This window comes from Allorhizobium sp. Av2, assembly GCF_021462805.2.
GTDB classification, from domain to species: domain Bacteria; phylum Pseudomonadota; class Alphaproteobacteria; order Rhizobiales; family Rhizobiaceae; genus Allorhizobium; species Allorhizobium vitis_G.
This window is the reverse complement of record NZ_CP192700.1, coordinates 1-18714: the sequence shown is the minus strand read 5'-3', so window position 1 is coordinate 18714 and position 18714 is coordinate 1. Positions and strand designations below refer to the sequence as shown.

The window sequence follows — 18714 nt, the reverse complement described above, 5'->3', positions numbered from 1 at the left end:
ATTCCTATGATCCCGAAGCAGATTAGTGAAATTGAAGTTCCGCAGGCAACCGGCAAAATAGAAACCTGGAAGGCGCGTGTTGCAACGGCCATCGTTTCGCGCGAACACCGGGCGACCTGGCTGCCAGCATCGGCGCTTCTCATTCTTATTGGCTACTTCGCTTTCCAGCAGCCCGCATTCTTGTCGCCGCTCAACCTGACGGTCATGGGAGCCCAGGCCGGGCCACTGCTCTTGATCTCGCTCGGCGCGACCTTCATCGTGCTAATGGGCAGCATCGACCTCTCCGTTGCTGCTGTCGCAGCGCTCGCCTCCGCGATCAGCGCCGTTCTCCTGCAGAAATTTGGCACGGGTTACACAACGGCCCTCCTCGCCGTGCTCGGTTTCGGCATCGCTGCCGGCCTGCTCAATTCCGTTCTTTCGACAGTCCTGCGGCTGCCGTCGTTCATTGCAACTCTTGCGTCCAGTTCCATCTTTACGGGCATCATGCTGCACGTGCTTGATGGCACTGCCCTGTTCGTCAACGACGACGACTTTTCGATGCTCGCCAACGGGCAGATAATCCCGCGGGTGCCCAACGTCCTTCTCCTTTCGCTGCTGCTTTGGGTCGTGCTGAGCCTGACAACGTCCCATACCCGGTTCGGCCGGTACATCGTCGCGATAGGGGCTGGCGAGCGTGTCGCGAAACTGAGCGGCATCGCTATCAACCGCTACAAGACCTATGCGTTTGTGCTTTCAAGCACACTCGCTGCGATCGGTGGGTTCTTTCTGTTGTCGCGTTTGGGTTCCGCCACCCCCTCAATCGGGGACGGGTATCTTCTCGACACGGTCGCTGCAATCGTCGTTGGCGGCACGGCACTTACAGGCGGGGTCGGCGGCGCACAGCGCACCCTGCTCGGGGTCGCGCTTATCACTATCCTGAGCAACGGCCTGAACGTTTCTGGCGTCAGCACGTTCACCCAGGAAATCGTCAAGGGCGTTGTTATTGTGATTGCCGTGCTCACGACGATCGACCGCGTCAGCCTTCAAGACATCGTGAAATGACGACACAGTGCCCCAAGCAACGGCGATGAGAAAGTTTTTCTCCCCACGCGTGCGAAATTAGATTCGTCTAGTTCGTCTATATCTATGTATTAAGTCATGAAATGTTGTTCTCTTTTTGGGCACGAGGAAGCAAAGTGAGTTTCTAAGTTATTCAAATGCAGAATTTTTGCCGCGGGCCATCACGTACTGGCTTTGGGGAGCGGCAGGGCAAAAGTCTCGCGTCGGGGCCGCCGGTACAGTCGTTATGGAAAATGCCGCGATCCTAAAGAATTGGCATCACGTGTTCGAGGAAGAGAGCGCCGTTGGCTCGCATGAAGGGCGGCAGCACGATAAAGTCGTCGCCCCAGAACCAAGAGACGTCACAGCGCCGGCTTGCTGAAGTTTGAAGGATCGGTACGTGCGCAGGACCGGGTGCAAGCATTAAAGCCGGATCACGCCTCTCAACACAACAATGCCTGTCCCGGAGAGTTCCGGTTCGGGCTTCAGCCGGATATGCAGAATGCTGCGGCGGCCCATCTTGGTACCTTGTTCGATCACCAATTCGTTGTTCCTGAGGTTTCCCGTGGCTGCAAGATACGCCGCCAGCGGGCCAGCGGCGGTTCCGGTCGCCGAATCCTCCCACAGACCAACAGTTGGATTGAAGAACCGGGCGTAGGCAGTGTTCGATGCTCCGGCATCGAACGCATAGACATAACACCCTTCCGCCACCGTCTTTCTCAGAACGGCGAGCAGCTTGCCGACATCGGGTCGCGCCTCGTCAACCGTGCCGGCATTGCGAACGCGCACCATCAGATGAGCCGCACCGGTGTCGGCGGGACGTGGCGCCGGTTCTGACAGAATGTCGCCCAGACCGAGGCCAAGAGCGTCGGCGAGAGGCGCGACATCACTGAGCGCGTCCGACAAGCGCAGCGGCGCCTGGAGCATGCGGCCGTGGACGCGGCCGGCGATCAATTCGAGCTCGATCGGAAGAACATCCTGACCGATCTCCTGCTGAAGGGTTCGGGCGGTCGTCAGCGAACCGAGATTTCCATGTTCTCCTAGCCAAAGCCACGCACCGAGGGCGTTGTGGCCCGCACCGAATACTTCCGCGCCGCTGGCGGTGAACGACCGCAGTTTCCAATCGGCACGTGCGCTCCGAAGTATGAAGGTGGTCTCGGCCTGATTGAATTCACCGGCGATCCGCCGCATCGCATCATCGGCAAGGTCGTCGGCGTCCTGCACCACCGCGAGCGGATTGCCGGTCAATGGCGCATCTGCGAAGACATCAATGAGACCTGCGACCAGTTCGACCATTTTTCCTGCTGCCTTGAATGAGTTTATTTTGATAGGGTTTGACGATCAGCACTGTACAGCCGCTTATACAAATAGAAAAAGTCAAATTACTCAGCTTCAAGGTGAACTGGATTCAGCATGAGTCGCTCTCGCTTGCCGCCATTGTCCGCCCTTCGCGCTTTCGAAGCCGCTGCACGGCGGGCGAGTTTCAAGGCGGCGGCTGAAGAACTCTCGGTGACGCCGACGGCCATCAGCCATCAGATCAAGCAACTCGAAGCCCATATGGGCCTGCGCGTCCTGGACCGGTCGCCGAGAGCGGTGACGTTAACGCCGCAGGGCAAGACCCTGTACGAGGCGACGGCCTCTGGTTTCGGCGAAATCGAAAGAGCAGTCACGCGACTGCTGGCAGATACGACCCCGACGACAGTCACCCTCTCATCCACCACTGCTTTTCTCAGCCACTGGCTGGTGCCGCGGATGGACACGCTCCGCCAGGCTGTTCCGATGATCGATCTCCGGCTGCATACGTCGAACTCCGTCGAGGACTTGCGGGCGGGTGGTGTCGAGACTGCAATACGTTACGGGCGTGGTCCCTTCCCCGGCGTGGTCAGTACCTACCTTTGCCGTGACGTGATGACACCCGTTTGTAGCGCACGGCTCGGTCTGTCCCACCCTGATGATCTGCGGCGCGCTATACTGATTCATATCGACGGACGAAACCGGCCCTCGCCGGAACCAGACTGGTTGCGCTGGTGCGCGCAGGCCGGTGTGGCCGACGTCGACACCAGTGTCGGACCCCGCTTTCCCGATAGCATGCTAGCCGTCCAGGCGGCTATCGCGGGACAAGGCGTGGTCATAGCCAGCCGGGTTCTGGTAGCGGATGCGCTTGCTGCGGGCTTGCTGATAGCGCCTTTTTCCGGGGAGCTTGCCGGAGATGCCTATCACTTTGCCTGCGCTATTGGGTTAGAAACAAGAGCTGACATCGTCGCACTTAGGGAGTGGTTTCAGGCATCGCTCGGGCCAATGTGTCATTAACGGACCTCTTTCGGCAGACGTGTCCATGGTCGATATGATGATCGAACTTGGTCCGGATTCTTTTGCGCCAACTCAACGCAATCTGAACGCCGGCAGTGGCGGCAATCTCAATCCGCGGCGCGCCATCATGAGAAAACCGCATATGGAGCTCACGCCACAGGCCTATAAATGGATATTCGATCGGGCTCGAGAAGTCTCTGATGCGGTCTGGCGCGCTCGATCTCACCGATCCGCGCTTCGACCTACCGGCGGTGCAAGACAGCTCCCCGGGTGTGTTTGCGACCGTCCCACAGGTGCCAACGCAGTCTCCAGAGGAGTAGAAAATGGATATACCGCACGTCTCTCGTCAGCCACCTGAGATCGGCAGCCGAGTGAAAATCTACTTTGACCGCACGTCTGGTGATCTCATCATTGAGACCCCTAAAGGCCAGCGCAGCAGGGATTTCATGGGCGTTTGCATCAGCGACGCCGTCTTCGACACCGAGGCCACTGTAAGGGGCAGCACCCGTTGCATCGTGACGGGAACTTTTCTTGCTGTCCCGGGTTCACGTGAGAGCCGCGATATCGAGTCGGAAATCCGCGCGCAGGGCAGATCGCATCTGGAGTTTTACTGGTGGCGAGATAAGACGTGGCCACTCCGCAAAGCGCGCCTGGCGTTCATTACGAAGCCTCATGGTGGCTTCACGACTTCGATGGTCGTCGACGGAGAAGTCTGACAGGGGGCGCTTCGGCGCCGTCTGTAGTCTACAGATCAAAGATTTCGAGGCCTGGAATTATCATTTGCGCCGTTCCCAGCAATGGTCTGGGAAGTCTCGCTGCAAAGGCCTGCCTACCGCTATCGACAATTGCCATTATGCGATGTCGGCCGTCCATGACTGAGATCCATCCCTCCTCTTTTGAGGTCGATGTCAGCACCGGAAAACCTATTGGTTGGTTGGAACCGATCCGGCGCACCCAATAGTCATATTTCCCTTGCTTGAAATCCACGCCGCCGCCGCCTCTCCTATCGATCGACCAAAACCATGGTGCATGATTTCCGAGGTGCTGATCAAACCCAGCACTCGGCACGTGGACGGTTACATAGTCGTCCAGGTCCGCGAGCGGCACTTTTTCATTTGAGATATATGTGAGGCCGAGAAGGGTCGTCATGGAGCGAGCATCTCTGATGGAATTATGGGATTGTAGTAAATCACATGATTTGCTGGTCAGAAGGTGAAACCAACACACCGACATAAAGTCGGCCATTTAACCCTGCGTCCGGAAGCGTCGAAGGGCGCGCGGCGAACGGCGGTCAAGAAGCAGGACCCCGTCAAGGCCGGACGAAACACTTCTATCCTGCCGACCCGCATAGTTCTGCGACCGATCTTCAAGAGCAGAGAAGACCTGGGCGACACGCCTGCGACGCGTTGCTTCAGTCGGGGGCCGCTCTCGTACCAAGGCAAGGATTTCCTTGTCGATACCCAAGAACACACCATCATCGATCTCGCGTCCGACATAACCCGCACCAACCTGATCGGATAGATCAAGTACCGGCTGATCGAGGATAATGGAGTAGGCTCGTGTAATCGCTTCGAAGAGATCAAACGTCACGGTGATGTCGTCACCCTTTGCCGGCGGATCCAGCACTCTGCCCTCTGCACCACCGGCCTTGAACATGAAGAAGTTTGCACAGCGTGTGGTCGGCGCCCGTCCGTTGACCGTGTGAAGCGCCGAAACCTGCCCCAGTGCCTTCGCAACGGTGCTTGCGGCTGGCGCTCGGATGCGACCCTTGCTCTCGAACACATGGCGTTCCCTTCGCTTGATGCCGATAAAATCGGGACGCGATTTTGGAGGAGGAGGCGCTGCGCCAGCTTTCGGCGCGACCGGAGCCGTTGGGGATCCCCATCGACAGGAGGCAAGGCCGGCGACATGCACGAGATACTGCACGCTCATCTGACTCTGAGCATACCAGTGCGTGAACGCCTCGCCGAAAAGGAACGAAACCCCCACCTTCTCCGACTGCTCCAAACTCCGAAAATAGGCCGTCGTGTTCAAGGAGGCATCCAGATAGCCCGTCGCCATCGCGACCAGCATTTTCTCCCGCCAGGGGCCAACGGTGCGGACAGCGGCTCGACGGCTGGGATAGCCGACGGTCAGCAACGAGCGGATGATGTCGGCATGTGTCGCTGGCAACGTTTTCGTGCCATTCAACGCCGTAAATCGCCCAGAGAAGTTTGCGGAAGTGACTGTAACGGACATGCTTATCGCCCGGCCCGGATCGACACCCCGATAGACCGCAGGGCGGCTATCAAGTCGGCTTGACGAACCAGCTCGACCGCCGGAGAGGCGACAAGTTTCGCAGCGACAGCCCGATCGTAGACCGCCACGCAATCTGCCGCCGTGAGGCGTGAGGAATAGAGCAATCCATCGACAGCATAGGATCGAAAGATCGACTCGCTCAGTCTCTGCCCTTCCTGATGTTCCTTGCCCCGGGCTGCGTCCGTGCTGACGCCCAACCTCAGGAGGCCGGTCGTGCGCAGGTCGAGAAGAATGAGAGCATCCGTGGCCGTCACCTCAGTGACCGACCAGTCCTCGATTTCGCTCTCATCCAGCACTCGCTCCTGGGTCCCCTCGAAGCGGTCGCGCACAATCGTCTCCGCAATCGCGGTCGCGAGATCATATGCGGCATAAAGCAGTCGGAACATCTGGTTGGGGCTCGAGAATCGCGATTGGCCGAAACCCATGCCAAGCGGGGTCGACATGTGGGCTACAGGTATAATGCGGACATAAGATTGCGGGAGAAAGGCAAGCGCGAGCTCCCGAACCGTTTGGGGATCAAGTTTCACGATTCAGCTCAACCAAAATCGCGCTCGGCCGCATCCAGAACTTCGTCTAGATTGCCCATTTTGAGATTGTCGAGCGGCGTTCCGCCAATGCTCGGCTTCGGCTGGATCAACCATTGCCACGCCACACGCGGATTGCGGATGATTTTGGTGACCTGAGGCATGCCCTCGACCGGCCGGCCATCGACAAACTGAGCCAGGGGAAAGACATGCTTTCGCTCGCCCTTGAGCAGACCGACGACAGCTCCGCGCTTGTGCCAGTCGTGCAAGGTCGATCGCTTCGTGCCGAACTTCTTCTCGATATCGCCCGGACCAGCGACCGGACCGGCCCAGTCTTCGATGCGGGTTGGCGTCGCAAATTCGTCGAGCCTGCGGCGCCCTTCCTCCATGTCTACCGATTGCCCCAGACCAGCACCTCGGCTGACCTCCACAGGCTTTTCGACCGATACCTCCGCGAGTACATGACCTGGCTTCGCAGCCAGTTCGGCGACGGCGGCTTCCACAATATGGGCGAGTTCCGTTTCATCGTCGGCAATCCGATGCTGTTGCTCGACAGAAAGGCGCGCTGCCACCGCAGAGACCACGGCCATGACCTTGCCAGTCGCTGCAAGCGCCGGCTTTGAAAGGCCTGGATTGTGTCGGGCCAAAACCTTGAGAACATCGGCTACCGCAGCCGGATTGACTTCTAGCTTTGCGCGCATCTGCGATTTACGGGTGACAGCAACCATCTTCGTCTTCCTTCTTGACTACAGCCAAGATAATGCGGATTGTCCGATTTGTCCAGATTGTTGCCCTCAGATTCGGGAGCGGCCAGCACTGAGGCCCTTAGAGATTTGATGGCGAACTTACCCTCTTTTTATCGACCTGATTTACAGACGGGCAGTTAGGCTTATTCGCGTATTACTATCGGACTTTTTAGTTTGCGTATTTTTCTACTTGGCACGAGGGTTGTCGTTTCGCAATGGAAGAGCACGAAATACAGAAATGGCTGAAGGAATTTCCCGGGGCGCGCCGCGCCGCGAATGGTTTCATCATCGGCGATGAACGTGGCGAGTTCTACGTCACAGGGATCGAACCACTCGATCCAGATCTCAGCAATGAAGAACTGGTTTATGCGCCCTTCTGCTCTAAGAATGAGATTCTCCGGCTGAGGTCGTTGAGAAGCGCGCATGACTACTTGCTGCGAATTCGGGCTAACTCCGTTGCCGATTCTCCTCGAGTTACGAGGGTGCTTGCCCACCGGAAGCGTGCATTTCAGCAGAACGGTCGCCCTTGGACTCTGACATCCTACTACGAAACCGTCAATTTGGCTCCGAGACGCTATCTTGAGCGACTGCCGAAGGCCTTACGAAAATCCGCTCGCTCAATCCCCTATGGCTACGTCCCAACCCTGGAAGTGAACGCCGCTTGCTTAAAGTCCCTGGTAGGCGAGGTGATCATCGTCTCCGAAGCGTTGCGCTACTTCCTCTATTTCATGACTGTATGTTTTCATGGCGCACACTATGAATTTCCGATGGGCGACCGGATTGATGCAGCCTTAATCGCCCTGCGGACGATGATAGGGTCAGAAGCCCAGGACTTTGACATCGATCCGCGAGCTAAACTTCCAGCGAGTGTGGACGCTGCTATCAAGCGCGATGTAGACGACATGCTCGAATTCACATTCGGGCATGAGTTTAGTCATTTGCTTCTAGGTCATATGGAAGAAGCATCTTCGACCGAAAATCTGGAGGATCTAAAAACCTATAACCACGATCTAGAATTCAGTGCTGACCTCCACGCGATTACAGCCATCGGGTCGGATAAAGATGCAAAACTCCGCCTTTCCAACGGCGCCTATCACATATTTCTCTTCCTCCACTTAATTGAACTTTTGGGCTCCCGATTTCTCGACATACCTCGGTTTTCGGTATCCGAGACCCATCCAGCGCCGCTTGAACGGCTGTATGCGCTGAAGGCAGCGCTTGGAGATAGGAACCAACCAACAAAGCAACATCTGGACGCACTCGTAAAGCACGTCGGCGTGGTGGCCGAGGCGCTAACACAACGAATCGACGGTGCGCCGCGGAGCGATCTGTTGTCATTTTATGGCTCCATGTATTTATTTGGCCTTGGTGGTGAAATGCGAGAGGACAGAATTGATTTCTGACTTTCAACCTTGGACGTCTGTGAATTAGTGGATGCAGAAAACATGGTTTGTCATCCTGCTCCTGCCATATCGTTAGGCGTCAGTAACGCCCGCCGAAAAAATAACCTGCAACACGTCTTTCTAAGTAGTAGGTATTTTCAATGCCTCTCTCTTGGGCATACATCTGTTAAAGCAGAACTGTCGGTAAAATGGGGGGCAAGAGGTGGTCGATTTCAAAAAGCTTCGCGAGGACAAGGCAAAGCCGAAGCCCGTCGCCCCACGAGATATCTTTCATTCCCTGCCGAAAGCCGTCGGGATCAATGACCTTTATGTTAGCCAAGCCGAAGCTCTCGATGCTTGGTATCCATCCCGGAGAAACGACAAGGATGTCGTTGTAAAACTGCATACGGGGGGAGGAAAGACCCTGGTTGCGCTTCTCATGGCACAATCAACCATGAATGAACTCGGTGAACCCGTTCTTTATCTCGCACCAACTACCCAGCTCGTCGAACAGGTTATTGCCAAAGCGACTGAATATGGAATCCGCGCGGTGCCCTACACGAGGGGGCAGCCTTTAGCCTCCGAGTTTCTTGATGGTAACGCCGTTCTCGTGGGGGCCTACGAGAGCCTTTTCAGTGGTCGCAGCAAATTTGGTGTTCGAGGTTCCGCCAAACCGGCAGTGAAAGTCGGAGGCATCATCTTAGACGACGCGCACGTCGCGCTTTCCTCTGTTCGTAAAGCATTCAGCCTGACGATCACATCGAAAGACCACCTCGAGGTCTATCAGGAGATGGCGGATCGTTTCAGGGGCGCGTTCGACGAGGTCGGACGAGGCGGCGCCTTTGCTGACATCACGAGGGGGAAGGACTTCGGCGTGATCGAGGTCCCCAGCTGGGCTTGGCTGTCCAAGGTCCCCGAAGTTCGGGAATTTCTTTCACAGCATGTCGAGGGCGTCGATCCCTACATATGGCCTCTCCTACGTGACAATCTGGCCATGTGCCACTGCCTCTTCAGCCGCAAATCGGTGACGATCACCCCCACCTTTCCGCCGGTTGATCTTCTTCCGACGTTCGATGACGCTAAACGCCGGATCTACATGTCTGCTACGATTTCGGACGACAGCGAGATTGTTCGCACATTCGGTGCCTCCCCTGCTGCAGTTGGCAGACCGATTCAGTCTTCATCGCTCGCGGGTGTAGGCGAGCGCATGATCTTGGTGCCCGAGCTGATGCCGCTCGGCAATGTCGCTATCACACCGATGGTTAAACAGATCGCGAAATGGATTGCCGGTTACGCCGGCGTCGCGATTTTGGCGCCGTCCGGGACCGTTGCGAAAGGATGGTTGGATACTGCGGAATATCCAGAGACAAGTGAAGCGGTTAGCCACCGCATAAAAGATATGCAGGCCGGATCGTTCAAGGGTCCGATCGTTCTTGCTAACCGGTACGACGGCATTGATTTGGCTGGTCAGTCTTGCCGCCTGCTGATTATGGATGGCCTGCCACAGGGTACGACCGACTACGATATGTTTCGGACGAATGTCCTTGCAGATTCCGCGGTCAACTCGTTGTTGGCCCAGCGGATCGAGCAGGGCCTAGGGCGCGGCTCCAGGGGTGGCGGCGATTTCTGCGTGGTCGTCCTGACGGGAAGCGACTTGGTTGCATGGATCGGACGCAAGAAGAACCTTGAGCATCTGACCGCGAGCAGCCGCGTACAACTCAACGTGGGACAGGAAGTGAGTGAGGCTGTCGCCAGCTATCAGGAAATTGGCGAAACGATGCTCAAGTGTTTGAACAGGGATCCGGATTGGGTTGCCTACCATGCGTCAGAGTTGGCAGCCGCCACCCGGCCCCCGGGGATCGACGAACTGTCGCTGAAGGTCGCCGGTGCTGAGCGCAGGGCTTTCCGGCTGGAAAGAGTGGGACAGTATGAAAGCGCCATTCAAGAACTCGAACACCTGATTTCCTCACCAGACCTAGTCCAGGATGGTCAGAGAAGGGCATGGCTTTCCTCGTTGGCAGCTCGCATCGCTTTCCATATGAATGACGATCACAAGGGTCAGCGACTTCAGACGTCAGCTTTCGCAACCAACAACAACCATATCCCACCTCGCATCCGACCCGCCTATATTCCGCGACCAATGGCAGGTCCACAATCCATGGCGATTGTTAGCCGAATCCTCGAATATCAACGTCGTGGATCGCTCATTCCTGCTTATAACGAAGCGGTCTCGGCTCTAGTGCCCGACGCCTCCCCATTCCAATATGAGGAGGCGTTAAAGAACCTTGGAGCATATCTTGGTTTTGACGCCGAGCGGCCGGAAGCAGTGCACAAAACAGGGCCTGATGTATTGTGGCGAACGAGCGGTTTGTTCGATTTCGTCATAGAAGCCAAAAGCGACAAGGAGAAGGACAACCCGCTCTACAAGAACGACCATGCTCAACTCCTAGAAGCCGAGCAATGGTTCAGGCGATGCTATCCCGGAAGGCAGTCTTTACGGGTTTCGGCGCTTCCGGAGCCCATCGCCGATCGGAAAGCAAGCACCCAGGGAACGTACGCCCTTAAATTGGAGGAAGTGACAAAGCTCGTCGGAGCGGTCCGGAATCTCTATGTCTATCTAATTGGGCAACCCGGAGACAGGGAGGTTCTTCAAGAGCGCTGTGAGGCTGAACTGCGCCGTACTGGCCTAACGCCGGACGGCATCAAGACGATCTATTTAACTGAGTTCAAATGAACGTTGCCGCCCTCTCCCGCGGATTTTGACTGCGGCGAATGCGCTGTCGTTTGCGACATGCGTCGCCACGAACGAGCCGCGAAACAAAAGGAATTCTATGACCAGAAACATCTAAACGCGCGAGGACCCGACCGCCTCAATTCGTTCAATTCTCGCACCGACCATGTTTGCTGCCTTCACATCAAATCACACCCCATGCACGGAAGCTTCCTCTCCCCGTCACTTCCCGAACGCCAAGTTCGGCGACGAGATCGAGCGCCGCACGATGGCTAACCTTCAATTCCTTGACTATCATCGACGAGGACACGATCGGTCGCGCCATCAGCAAGTCCACAACGCGCGGCAAACTGCTGGACGAGCGCTTTCCCTTCAGTTTTCGCTCGAGGTGCTCCCTCGCCTGTCCCAGCCGAATGACTTCCTTCATGGCCAGTTCAGCGCTGCTCGCCATTGCATCCAGCCCGGCAAGCATTCGTGAAGCGCGATTGTGTGATCGCCGCCGTTCCCGCGGCACAGCTTTAAGACCGGAGCAGATGCCAAACAGGTGCGAGGACACCTTTCCGCGCACCCGGAAATATGAATTCACGAGTTGGGTACCAAGCCAATGCTGCCGCTGCAATGGCTCCATGCTTTCCCATGCGTCCCATATCACTGCGGCCGCCAAGGTAGTCGGCAAGGCGTCAGCCTGAGCCAGAACCGCTCTCCAAGCCGAAAGGCGCCCTTCCTCGTCCCATCCCGGATCCCGGACAACGAGCTCACCGACCATCAGAGGATCCGCCTTGCTGCCCTCCACCGTTACCACCGCTTCGAGTGCGCGGGTCGACCGATCAAGAACTGCATCGATTTCGGCCATCTCCGCGGCGAAACAGTTGTCCTCTTCGTTCAGCGTCAGTTCGGCGGGCAAGGGCGATCTCCCCTTCCCTACCGACTCTCGTTCCGCAGAGCCCTCTGACCGCCCCACCAGGTTTACGATCCCAGCCCTGCTCGTCGCCCAGTCAGGGTCAGCTTTTTCGATGCGCCGCCGCGCTCTCAGGATCGAATGTGCGATGGTGATTTCGTGGGTCGGGGTACGCACATCCCGATTTGCGTCGTGGAGAACGAGATCCTCGATGTGGACAAGCTCGCCTGCGATCCACATGCTTGCGGCCGCCTCGGTGAAGTGAGACCTTTCGGTAAAGCCCTGCCTGACGGGGCTGCGACGAACAATTTCGTCCAGACGCGCGATTTGATCTTCTGCCCTTGCGATAGCCGGAAGCAGCACTGTCAAAGGCAAATCGCCAATTTCATATCTCATTGTTTTAACGTATCTATTTAGACCATCTTGAAGCTATAATAGCATACACTTCAATCATAGCAGATACTTTTTCTCGCGCGCGTACTATTTAGAGCTGCCAAGGCGTTCGAACTGTACAGGATTAGCGCCGATGGACGTGACATCGATGAAAACCACTGTTTTCCAGCCACTTGCGACGTGTTTACTTTGACTCCAAAGGACCAAGAGACGTTTACAAACGATCGTTTGTTAGTATCTTCTGCATTTGTACAAGGCGCTTGCGAGACGCTTAATGTGTCGTTATATTTTGATTCTATCGACATGAATTAACGATATGTCGATACCGACGACATATCCACCCGACATGTCGATCGCATGAGGATTAATCGACATGCCGTTTCAGCCGAACCGCCCGTTTAACGACCTCCCCACCTTGCCGCCACGCGAGGACGTGGAAACGAAAGCCGTGCTGAAAGCCTGCATCTCGGCACGCGCGGCGCTGGCGGAACTGCGTGTGTCCGGCCAGCTCATTCCGAACCAGGCGGTCCTTATCAATTCTATTCCGCTGCTGGAGGCGCAGGCGAGCTCGGAGATAGAGAACATCGTCACCACGACCGATAGACTGTTCCGCTTCGCCAATGAGGCCAACAACCAGGCTGATCCGGCGACGAAGGAAGCGCTGCGGTATCGTACCGCCCTCAGTGAAGGCTTTCAAACGCTCAAACAACGTCCGGTGTCGACGTCGACAGCGATCGCCGTCTGCAGGACCATCAAGGGCGTCGAACTCGACATCCGCGCGACGCCGGGAACGGCGCTGATGAACGAGGCGACCGGCGCCGTCATTTATACTCCGCCAGAGGGGCAAGCACTGTTGCGGGACAAGCTCTCGAACTGGGAGCGGTACATTCACGAGGCAGAGGACATCGATCCGCTGATCCGCCTCGCTGTGATGCACTACCAGTTCGAAGCCATCCATCCATTCACCGATGGCAACGGTCGAACGGGCCGGGTGCTGAACCTGCTCTACCTCGTCGACAAGGGCCTGTTGGACATTCCGGTCCTCTATCTCAGCCGTTACATCATCGGCAACAAGCGCGCCTACTATGACCGCCTGCTCGCCGTGACGACAGACGCTGCCTGGGAGGACTGGATCCTCTACATGCTTGAGGCGATCCGTGAGACTGCAAACTGGTCGACCGCGCGCATTCGTTCGATCCGGGATTTGCTCGATCAGACCGCGGAGCGCATCAGGCGGGATCTGCCGAAGATTTATTCGCGCGAGCTGGCCGAAGTGATCTTCGTGAACCCTTATTGCCGTATCGGCGATCTGGTGGCCGCGGACATTGCGAAACGACAGGCCGCATCGGTCTACCTGAAATCCCTTGCTGAACTCGGCCTGCTGAAGGAAATCAAAGCCGGCCGGGAGAACCTCTACATCAATCCGGCGCTGCTTGCTCTTCTCAGCGATCTACCGTCGGCGAAGCTTGCCCAATGAAGCGTCCGAGCGCCAGTCATCGCCTGATCGGCTACGCCCGCGTCTCTACGGACGAGCAGGCGACAGAAGCCCAGGAAATCGAGCTGCGATCGGCCGGGTGCAATGTGATCGTCCAGGAACACGGATCCGGCGCGTCGCGTGCCCGGCCTGCCCTTTCCAAACTCGTTCGCGAGATCGGCGCCGGAGACACGCTCGTTGTGGTTCGGCTTGACCGTCTGGCGCGCTCGGTCAGCCATCTGCTCGAGGTGATCGAGAATCTGACGGCGAGGGGCGCGCATTTCCGATCGCTTCGCGATCCTATCGACACAACCACGCCGCAGGGCATGTTCTCGCTCCAGGTTCTCGGCGCCGTCGCGCAGCTCGAACGCGCGCTCATTTCCGAACGAACGAAGGCCGGCATCCGGGCAGCCAAGTCCAAAGGAAAACTTCCCGGCAACCCCGGCATACGAGAGAAACGCCCCGAGGCGTTGGCCAGGATGACGGCCGCCCAGAAAGCGGCATACGGCGATCGCATTCAGGCCTCCGCGAACCAATGGCTTCCGACCGTTCGGCGCATGCGGCCCGATCACACATGGGACGACATAACCCGAGTGCTCAAACAGCAGGGCCTCGACTGGACGCCGGAACGGCTTCGCCGGGCTGTGAAGTGGATGGTGACTGAACGCATGGCGGACGCAGCGCTGCTGAAAAAATCTCCGCCCCGGCTTCCCGAGGATCGCCTGATGACGCTTGTGGCCGGCATCCATTCTTCGAACGCAGACCTCACCCTGCGCGATATCGCCACCCAGCTCGAAAGGCTGCACGAGCGCACCCCGCGCGGCGGCTCCAAATGGTCGCCCTCGTCCGTGAAGAACCTCATCGATCGCGCCCGACGTTCGGGGTTGATCACCGACGTCGACATCGCCGCGGCCGAGTAACGAGGAGATCACCACGACCTCGGCTTCTGCAGGCTTTTCAGCAGCGAATCCGATACGTGGACGCGGCTATCGTCTTCTGCATCCTCATCCGTTCGTGGTTTTCCGACGCTGGCTGCATTCTTCTGCTCGTCCAGCTTCGTCCGTAGCAACGCCATGACCATCGGCCAGGTCGAAAACTTCCCGTCCCTGGCCCGATCGGTCAGGCTGCGCAGATAGCCGCCGGCGTTGTTGATCTGACCGGCCCGCTGATAGATCGCCGCCAGCGTGATCGCCGCGTGTTGCTCACCCATGGTTTCTCGGGCCTCCCGCCAGGCGCTGGGGCTAATCCCCAGCATCGGCCGGGCAAGGTCAGCCGCCGCCACCAAGTCGCGCCAGTGCCGGATTGTCCCTGCCTGGGCCAGTTCCTGCATTTCGGGGCAGGCATCCAGCACGATTCCCAAAGGCAGCTCGCGTTTCGGCAAGCTCCGCACGTTGTCGGTTTCCGCAACGCCGCCGCACGCTTCTTCTATTTCTCTAAAGCCGTGTTCAGATTCAGATTTAGAGTCTGGTTTTGAATTCTGTATGTGACGACCGGAATGGGACTCATTGGCGTCCGGATTCATTGTTTTCGTAAACGATTCCAATACGTCACGGATCTCAGCGCAGAGTTCCTGAAGTTTCTGGGCAATACTCTCTATAAGCTGACGGGGTGCAGAGCGCGGCAGGCGGCCGATGATCCCCTGATAGGTCTGTGTAACTCTTCCCCAGTTTCCCGGAACGCTCTCTTCAATGCCAGTTTCGATCATTTTGACGATGTCGCGGCGAAGAAGAGTCAATCGCTCCTTCGCCACCCGGAAAGCCTTCTTTTCAGCTTGCACCGCCTGGGCCAAATCTCGGAACTCTTCGGCCCGCGCTACGATTGGCGACAGATCGAAGCCGTAGGCCTGCTCGATCTCCCCTCCCCTTCCCTTGCGGGCGAACCGCTTGCCGTTGGGGCTGTCGCGGCGAATGATGAGCCCGCAGTCAACCAGTACGGCAAGATGCCGGCGCAGTGTCGTGGCAGGCATGCCGTTTGCGCGAGCCATCAGCTGCTCGTTAGAAGGCCATACGACCAGTTCGGCGCCACCAGTCAAGGCGGTCTCCGGGTAAAACGTCAACAGCGCGTTCAGGATCGAGAGTGAGCGGTCCGTGGCTCCGATCTGTTCCCGGGATTCACGGATGTGCTGGAAGACCTGCCATTTGTGGGCGACAGCGTCCAATGCGACCGCTTTTGCTGCCATCTGGCTTGCAATATGGCCGAGTGTCATCGGCCGCCGCCCAAAGGACGTCGTTGAAATATGCGTCTGCATTTCCTTTTACCTTTTGTTAGGCAATAGAAATCCGCCCGTCGAAATGACGCTTTCCCTCACGGGACCCTTGACTACGATTCCTGGAAATGCGATTCTCTTAGCTGCGAGACTACAGAGAAGGTCTTCCGGAACGCCGTTTCGGGGGCCTTTTTCTTTTGCGGTGAGAGCCAGTCCATCTCAATCGAGCGAAGCTTTGAATTGGATGAAATCCTGGCTATTGGTCGAGCTTGCCTCCTCCTGTTGTTTCAATGAATTGGGCGTACAGGCCATCCAACTGGTCAGCGACATATTCGCCGAAAGTTGGCACCAATCTCTCATCGAAAACCAGAGCCGTTCGTCCGGCTTCTTGTCGGATCGTCGCAGCCTTTTTCCCCTTTGGCGTGCTCCAGGCCCTTACCTTTTTTGGAGCCTTAGCGGGCGGCTTTGAAACGGCATTGAAAATGAGGGCAAAGCGGGTATCGCTATCTGAGTGCTTGAACTGCTCCGACTCAAGCACCGCGTCGATTGCGTCTGTTGCCTTGGGCTTCCCAAGCCCCTCGGCAAGTGCGACCCAACGCGATCGACCCGCTTTCGACGCTGGACCGATTTGTGTGGCGAGGTTCAGCGGTATGCCTCTGGCAACAGTTATGTAACGGCTGAGGTCGGCCTTGTCAGTGGAAAGCGCGGCAATGATGGTGGCCCGATCAAAACCCGCATCTTCGAGGCGCAGGGCGAAGAGAGCCTTTTCAATGAAGGAAAGGTCAGCACGGTCAAGATTTTCTCGGCCCTGGGCCACGACTAGTTCACGGTCCGTGAGATTTCGGACAATTGCAGAAACCTCTCTCCGCAGATTTACTGCCGCGCGCAGTCGCCGCCTTCCATATACGATTTGATATCGACCGGCAGCCTCAGGATGCGGCCTGACAAGAATCGGTACCTGCTGCCCCTCCTGCGAAATGCTCGCCTCAAGCTGCTCGAACTTCGGATCCACGTCCGCGGGCAGCCGATCCGCGATCGGAGACCCGTCGATCATTGATGGATCCAGGGACACGACGGCTTCGCCCGCAGCCAGTTGATCCTGCAGCCGAGCTGCAGCTTTTGCTCCCTCGGCCATCTCTTGCAAAGACGAACCCATGGCCGAAATCGCGCCTGTACGAACACGAACGGCTGACTTGTCGACTGCTGTTCTATCGGTTGCAGGCTGCTTCTTGAGGAACAAGGTATCGATTGCGTCTTTGCGGCTCATGTTATTGGCCTCTTGGGTTTGGCGTCGTGGCGTCGCATTTTTGATTGCAAATGCGCTTGGTTGGGAGCTCCCAACAAGAGAAGACAATTGCACCCTGGCCAATTAGCGATTGGCATGCATCGTTGTCTCAAATTTCTCCGGTTTCTCCAGTGCCCCATGTCCAAGGGGCGACTCAACACCTCTCGGTTGGGAGCTCCCAACAGACCTGTGAGGAACGCAAAGCCTTTCATCAGACCCGCCCCCACGCCATCTTGATCAAAGCCTCGATCTCCGAGTTCACCGCATCTAAAGATTCCATCGCCCGGTCGTATGTCGACCGCGTAAGGTTCTCTCGCCCTATCTCATAGAGCGTCTGCTTGGTTAAACCGGCATCAGACACCGCTGCCGACTTAACCATTGGATTTGTAAGGACGTGATCCTCGAACATGTTGCGCAGTAGTGCCGTCACTTTCGTCTGCGGCGCGTCCTGGGGCTCATAGCGCGTCAAGAGATAGCGTATGAAATCGTATTGAAGATTGCCACCCGCCTCTTTCACGACGCCCAGAAGGTCGCGTGTCATGAGGAGAAACTGGCTCATGGAAGCGATATCTAACATCTGAGGATGTACGGTGATTACCATTGATGTTGCAGCACACAACCCGCTGAGCGTCAGAAACCCAAGCTGAGGAGGGCAGTCAATGACCACGACATCGTAATCGTCGGCCACCTCGTCAAAGGCTTGGGCCACGCGAGTAAAGAATAATCCGTCGCGTGTACCACGATCAGTCAAGGCTTTCGGCGTGGTATGCTCGAACTCCATGAGCTCGAGATTTCCAGGAACCAGATGAAGACCGTCAAAATACGTCGGTCGGATCACATCTCGCAACGGACGACGTGTCTCGTCATACCGAATAGCCGCATAGAGCGTTTCGTTCGCACCGACATCAGTTTCTGGCAGAACGCCGAGGAGTGCTGAAAGACTGGCCTGCGGGTCGAGATCGACTGCGAGCACCCTGTAACCTTGCAACGCCAGATACTGTGCAAGATGAGCCGACGTCGTCGTCTTCCCGGAGCCGCCTTTGAAGTTGGTTACGGCAATGACTTGCAAATGCTCAGAACCGCGGCGATGAGGCACAAACTCGATGCTTTCGCGTCCACGAGCCGAACCTGCGAGCATATGCCGGATCTCGTTTATCTGACCGAGCGTGTAAAAGCGTCTTCCGTTGCTGGCAAGCTCAGGCTGGGGGCCTTCGCCTGCCAACGTCATCTTTCGAAGCGTTGAGTCAGATATTTTCATCAAGCGTGCGGCTTCACCCGAGGTGAATTTGCGAAGGCTCTTGTGCGACGTCGGAGGAAACAAAGCCTCGCTCATCGCTTGAAGCTGAGAGCTGAGCTGCTCAGCATGCTCACCAATGGTAACATCTACCGACGGGCGATCATTTCGGGATATGGCAGCGGCTTTGCTCAC

The 18714-nt window shown here is 57.2% G+C and carries 16 protein-coding genes; 7 read left to right on the top strand and 9 right to left on the bottom strand.

Features of this window, described 5'->3' with window-relative positions; all coding sequences use genetic code 11:
- The first annotated feature begins 6 nt into the window (after positions 1–6).
- Positions 7–1041: an ABC transporter permease gene (locus FS819_RS27460; RefSeq protein ID WP_052675589.1), complete on the top strand. Its 1035-nt coding sequence runs from the start codon at positions 7–9 to the stop codon at positions 1039–1041.
- 420 nt (positions 1042–1461) lie between these two features.
- Here FS819_RS27460 and FS819_RS27455 read toward each other — a convergent pair whose 3' ends face one another.
- Positions 1462–2334 carry a PhzF family phenazine biosynthesis protein gene (locus tag FS819_RS27455; RefSeq protein ID WP_156550879.1) on the bottom strand — a complete coding sequence of 291 codons (873 nt, stop codon included), beginning with the start codon at positions 2332–2334 and terminating at the stop codon, positions 1462–1464.
- A gap of 117 nt (positions 2335–2451) precedes the next feature.
- Between FS819_RS27455 and FS819_RS27450 the strand changes: the two genes are divergently transcribed.
- Together FS819_RS27450 and FS819_RS27445 are read left to right on the top strand one after the other, a co-directional pair.
- Positions 2452–3348, top strand: coding sequence for a LysR substrate-binding domain-containing protein (locus tag FS819_RS27450; protein ID WP_045023424.1), 897 nt, complete (start codon positions 2452–2454; stop codon positions 3346–3348).
- Between the two features lie 323 nt (positions 3349–3671).
- Positions 3672–4064, top strand: coding sequence for a hypothetical protein (locus tag FS819_RS27445; protein WP_156550878.1), 393 nt, complete (start codon positions 3672–3674; stop codon positions 4062–4064).
- Positions 4065–4092: 28 nt separating this feature from the next.
- On the opposite strand, the gene FS819_RS27440 is transcribed toward FS819_RS27445, so the two are convergent.
- From FS819_RS27440 to FS819_RS27425, 4 genes are all read right to left on the bottom strand, one after another.
- Complete coding sequence (locus tag FS819_RS27440) at positions 4093–4497, bottom strand: hypothetical protein (RefSeq protein WP_045023498.1); 405 nt, start codon at positions 4495–4497, stop codon at positions 4093–4095.
- Between the two features lie 96 nt (positions 4498–4593).
- A complete protein-coding gene (locus FS819_RS27435; RefSeq protein ID WP_060716510.1) occupies positions 4594–5586 on the bottom strand; it encodes a hypothetical protein in 993 nt (330 codons plus the stop codon).
- 2 nt (positions 5587–5588) lie between these two features.
- On the bottom strand, positions 5589–6173 hold the full coding sequence (locus FS819_RS27430) for an RES family NAD+ phosphorylase (RefSeq protein ID WP_060716509.1): 585 nt from the start codon (positions 6171–6173) through the stop codon (positions 5589–5591).
- An 8-nt stretch (positions 6174–6181) separates the two neighbouring features.
- Positions 6182–6898: an antitoxin Xre/MbcA/ParS-like domain-containing protein gene (locus FS819_RS27425; protein ID WP_010974844.1), complete on the bottom strand. Its 717-nt coding sequence runs from the start codon at positions 6896–6898 to the stop codon at positions 6182–6184.
- A gap of 233 nt (positions 6899–7131) precedes the next feature.
- Between FS819_RS27425 and FS819_RS27420 the strand changes: the two genes are divergently transcribed.
- Together FS819_RS27420 and FS819_RS27415 are read left to right on the top strand one after the other, a co-directional pair.
- The gene (locus FS819_RS27420) at positions 7132–8319 is read left to right on the top strand and encodes a phage exclusion protein Lit family protein (RefSeq protein WP_156550877.1); all 1188 of its coding nucleotides are present in this window, start codon (positions 7132–7134) and stop codon (positions 8317–8319) included.
- Positions 8320–8521: 202 nt separating this feature from the next.
- Entirely contained in the window at positions 8522–11032 is a 2511-nt protein-coding gene (locus FS819_RS27415) for a DEAD/DEAH box helicase (protein ID WP_060716507.1), read from the top strand.
- A 181-nt stretch (positions 11033–11213) separates the two neighbouring features.
- Here FS819_RS27415 and FS819_RS27410 read toward each other — a convergent pair whose 3' ends face one another.
- Complete coding sequence (locus FS819_RS27410; RefSeq protein WP_060716506.1) at positions 11214–12323, bottom strand: RHE_PE00001 family protein; 1110 nt, start codon at positions 12321–12323, stop codon at positions 11214–11216.
- A gap of 370 nt (positions 12324–12693) precedes the next feature.
- Between FS819_RS27410 and fic the strand changes: the two genes are divergently transcribed.
- Positions 12694–13797, top strand: coding sequence for a protein adenylyltransferase Fic (gene fic, locus FS819_RS27405; protein ID WP_060716505.1), 1104 nt, complete (start codon positions 12694–12696; stop codon positions 13795–13797).
- Entirely contained in the window at positions 13794–14714 is a 921-nt protein-coding gene (locus FS819_RS27400; protein ID WP_060716504.1) for a recombinase family protein, read from the top strand. The genes fic and FS819_RS27400 overlap by 4 nt, the downstream gene beginning before the upstream one ends.
- Positions 14715–14722: 8 nt before the next feature.
- Here FS819_RS27400 and repC read toward each other — a convergent pair whose 3' ends face one another.
- The 3 genes from repC to repA all read right to left on the bottom strand — a co-directional run bounded on the left by repC (position 14723) and on the right by repA (position 18714).
- Positions 14723–16042: a plasmid replication protein RepC gene (gene repC / locus FS819_RS27395; protein ID WP_060716503.1), complete on the bottom strand. Its 1320-nt coding sequence runs from the start codon at positions 16040–16042 to the stop codon at positions 14723–14725.
- A 214-nt stretch (positions 16043–16256) separates the two neighbouring features.
- Positions 16257–17267 (bottom strand): plasmid partitioning protein RepB, encoded by a 1011-nt coding sequence (repB, locus tag FS819_RS27390; protein ID WP_060716502.1) that lies wholly within the window; start codon positions 17265–17267, stop codon positions 16257–16259.
- Between the two features lie 229 nt (positions 17268–17496).
- Complete coding sequence (repA, locus tag FS819_RS27385) at positions 17497–18714, bottom strand: plasmid partitioning protein RepA (protein WP_060716600.1); 1218 nt, start codon at positions 18712–18714, stop codon at positions 17497–17499.

Excerpts from the sequence above, each read along its gene's own strand:
- FS819_RS27460 (WP_052675589.1), top strand. The coding sequence starts at position 7 with ATGATCCCGAAGCAGATTAGTGAAATTGAAGTTCCGCAGGCAACCGGC.
- FS819_RS27455 (WP_156550879.1), bottom strand. The coding sequence starts at position 2,334 with ATGGTCGAACTGGTCGCAGGTCTCATTGATGTCTTCGCAGATGCGCCA.
- FS819_RS27450 (WP_045023424.1), top strand. The coding sequence starts at position 2,452 with ATGAGTCGCTCTCGCTTGCCGCCATTGTCCGCCCTTCGCGCTTTCGAA.
- FS819_RS27445 (WP_156550878.1), top strand. The coding sequence starts at position 3,672 with ATGGATATACCGCACGTCTCTCGTCAGCCACCTGAGATCGGCAGCCGA.
- FS819_RS27440 (WP_045023498.1), bottom strand. The coding sequence starts at position 4,497 with ATGACGACCCTTCTCGGCCTCACATATATCTCAAATGAAAAAGTGCCG.
- FS819_RS27435 (WP_060716510.1), bottom strand. The coding sequence starts at position 5,586 with ATGTCCGTTACAGTCACTTCCGCAAACTTCTCTGGGCGATTTACGGCG.
- FS819_RS27425 (WP_010974844.1), bottom strand. The coding sequence starts at position 6,898 with ATGGTTGCTGTCACCCGTAAATCGCAGATGCGCGCAAAGCTAGAAGTC.
- FS819_RS27420 (WP_156550877.1), top strand. The coding sequence starts at position 7,132 with ATGGAAGAGCACGAAATACAGAAATGGCTGAAGGAATTTCCCGGGGCG.
- FS819_RS27410 (WP_060716506.1), bottom strand. The coding sequence starts at position 12,323 with ATGAGATATGAAATTGGCGATTTGCCTTTGACAGTGCTGCTTCCGGCT.
- fic (WP_060716505.1), top strand. The coding sequence starts at position 12,694 with ATGCCGTTTCAGCCGAACCGCCCGTTTAACGACCTCCCCACCTTGCCG.
- FS819_RS27400 (WP_060716504.1), top strand. The coding sequence starts at position 13,794 with ATGAAGCGTCCGAGCGCCAGTCATCGCCTGATCGGCTACGCCCGCGTC.
- repC (WP_060716503.1), bottom strand. The coding sequence starts at position 16,042 with ATGCAGACGCATATTTCAACGACGTCCTTTGGGCGGCGGCCGATGACA.
- repB (WP_060716502.1), bottom strand. The coding sequence starts at position 17,267 with ATGAGCCGCAAAGACGCAATCGATACCTTGTTCCTCAAGAAGCAGCCT.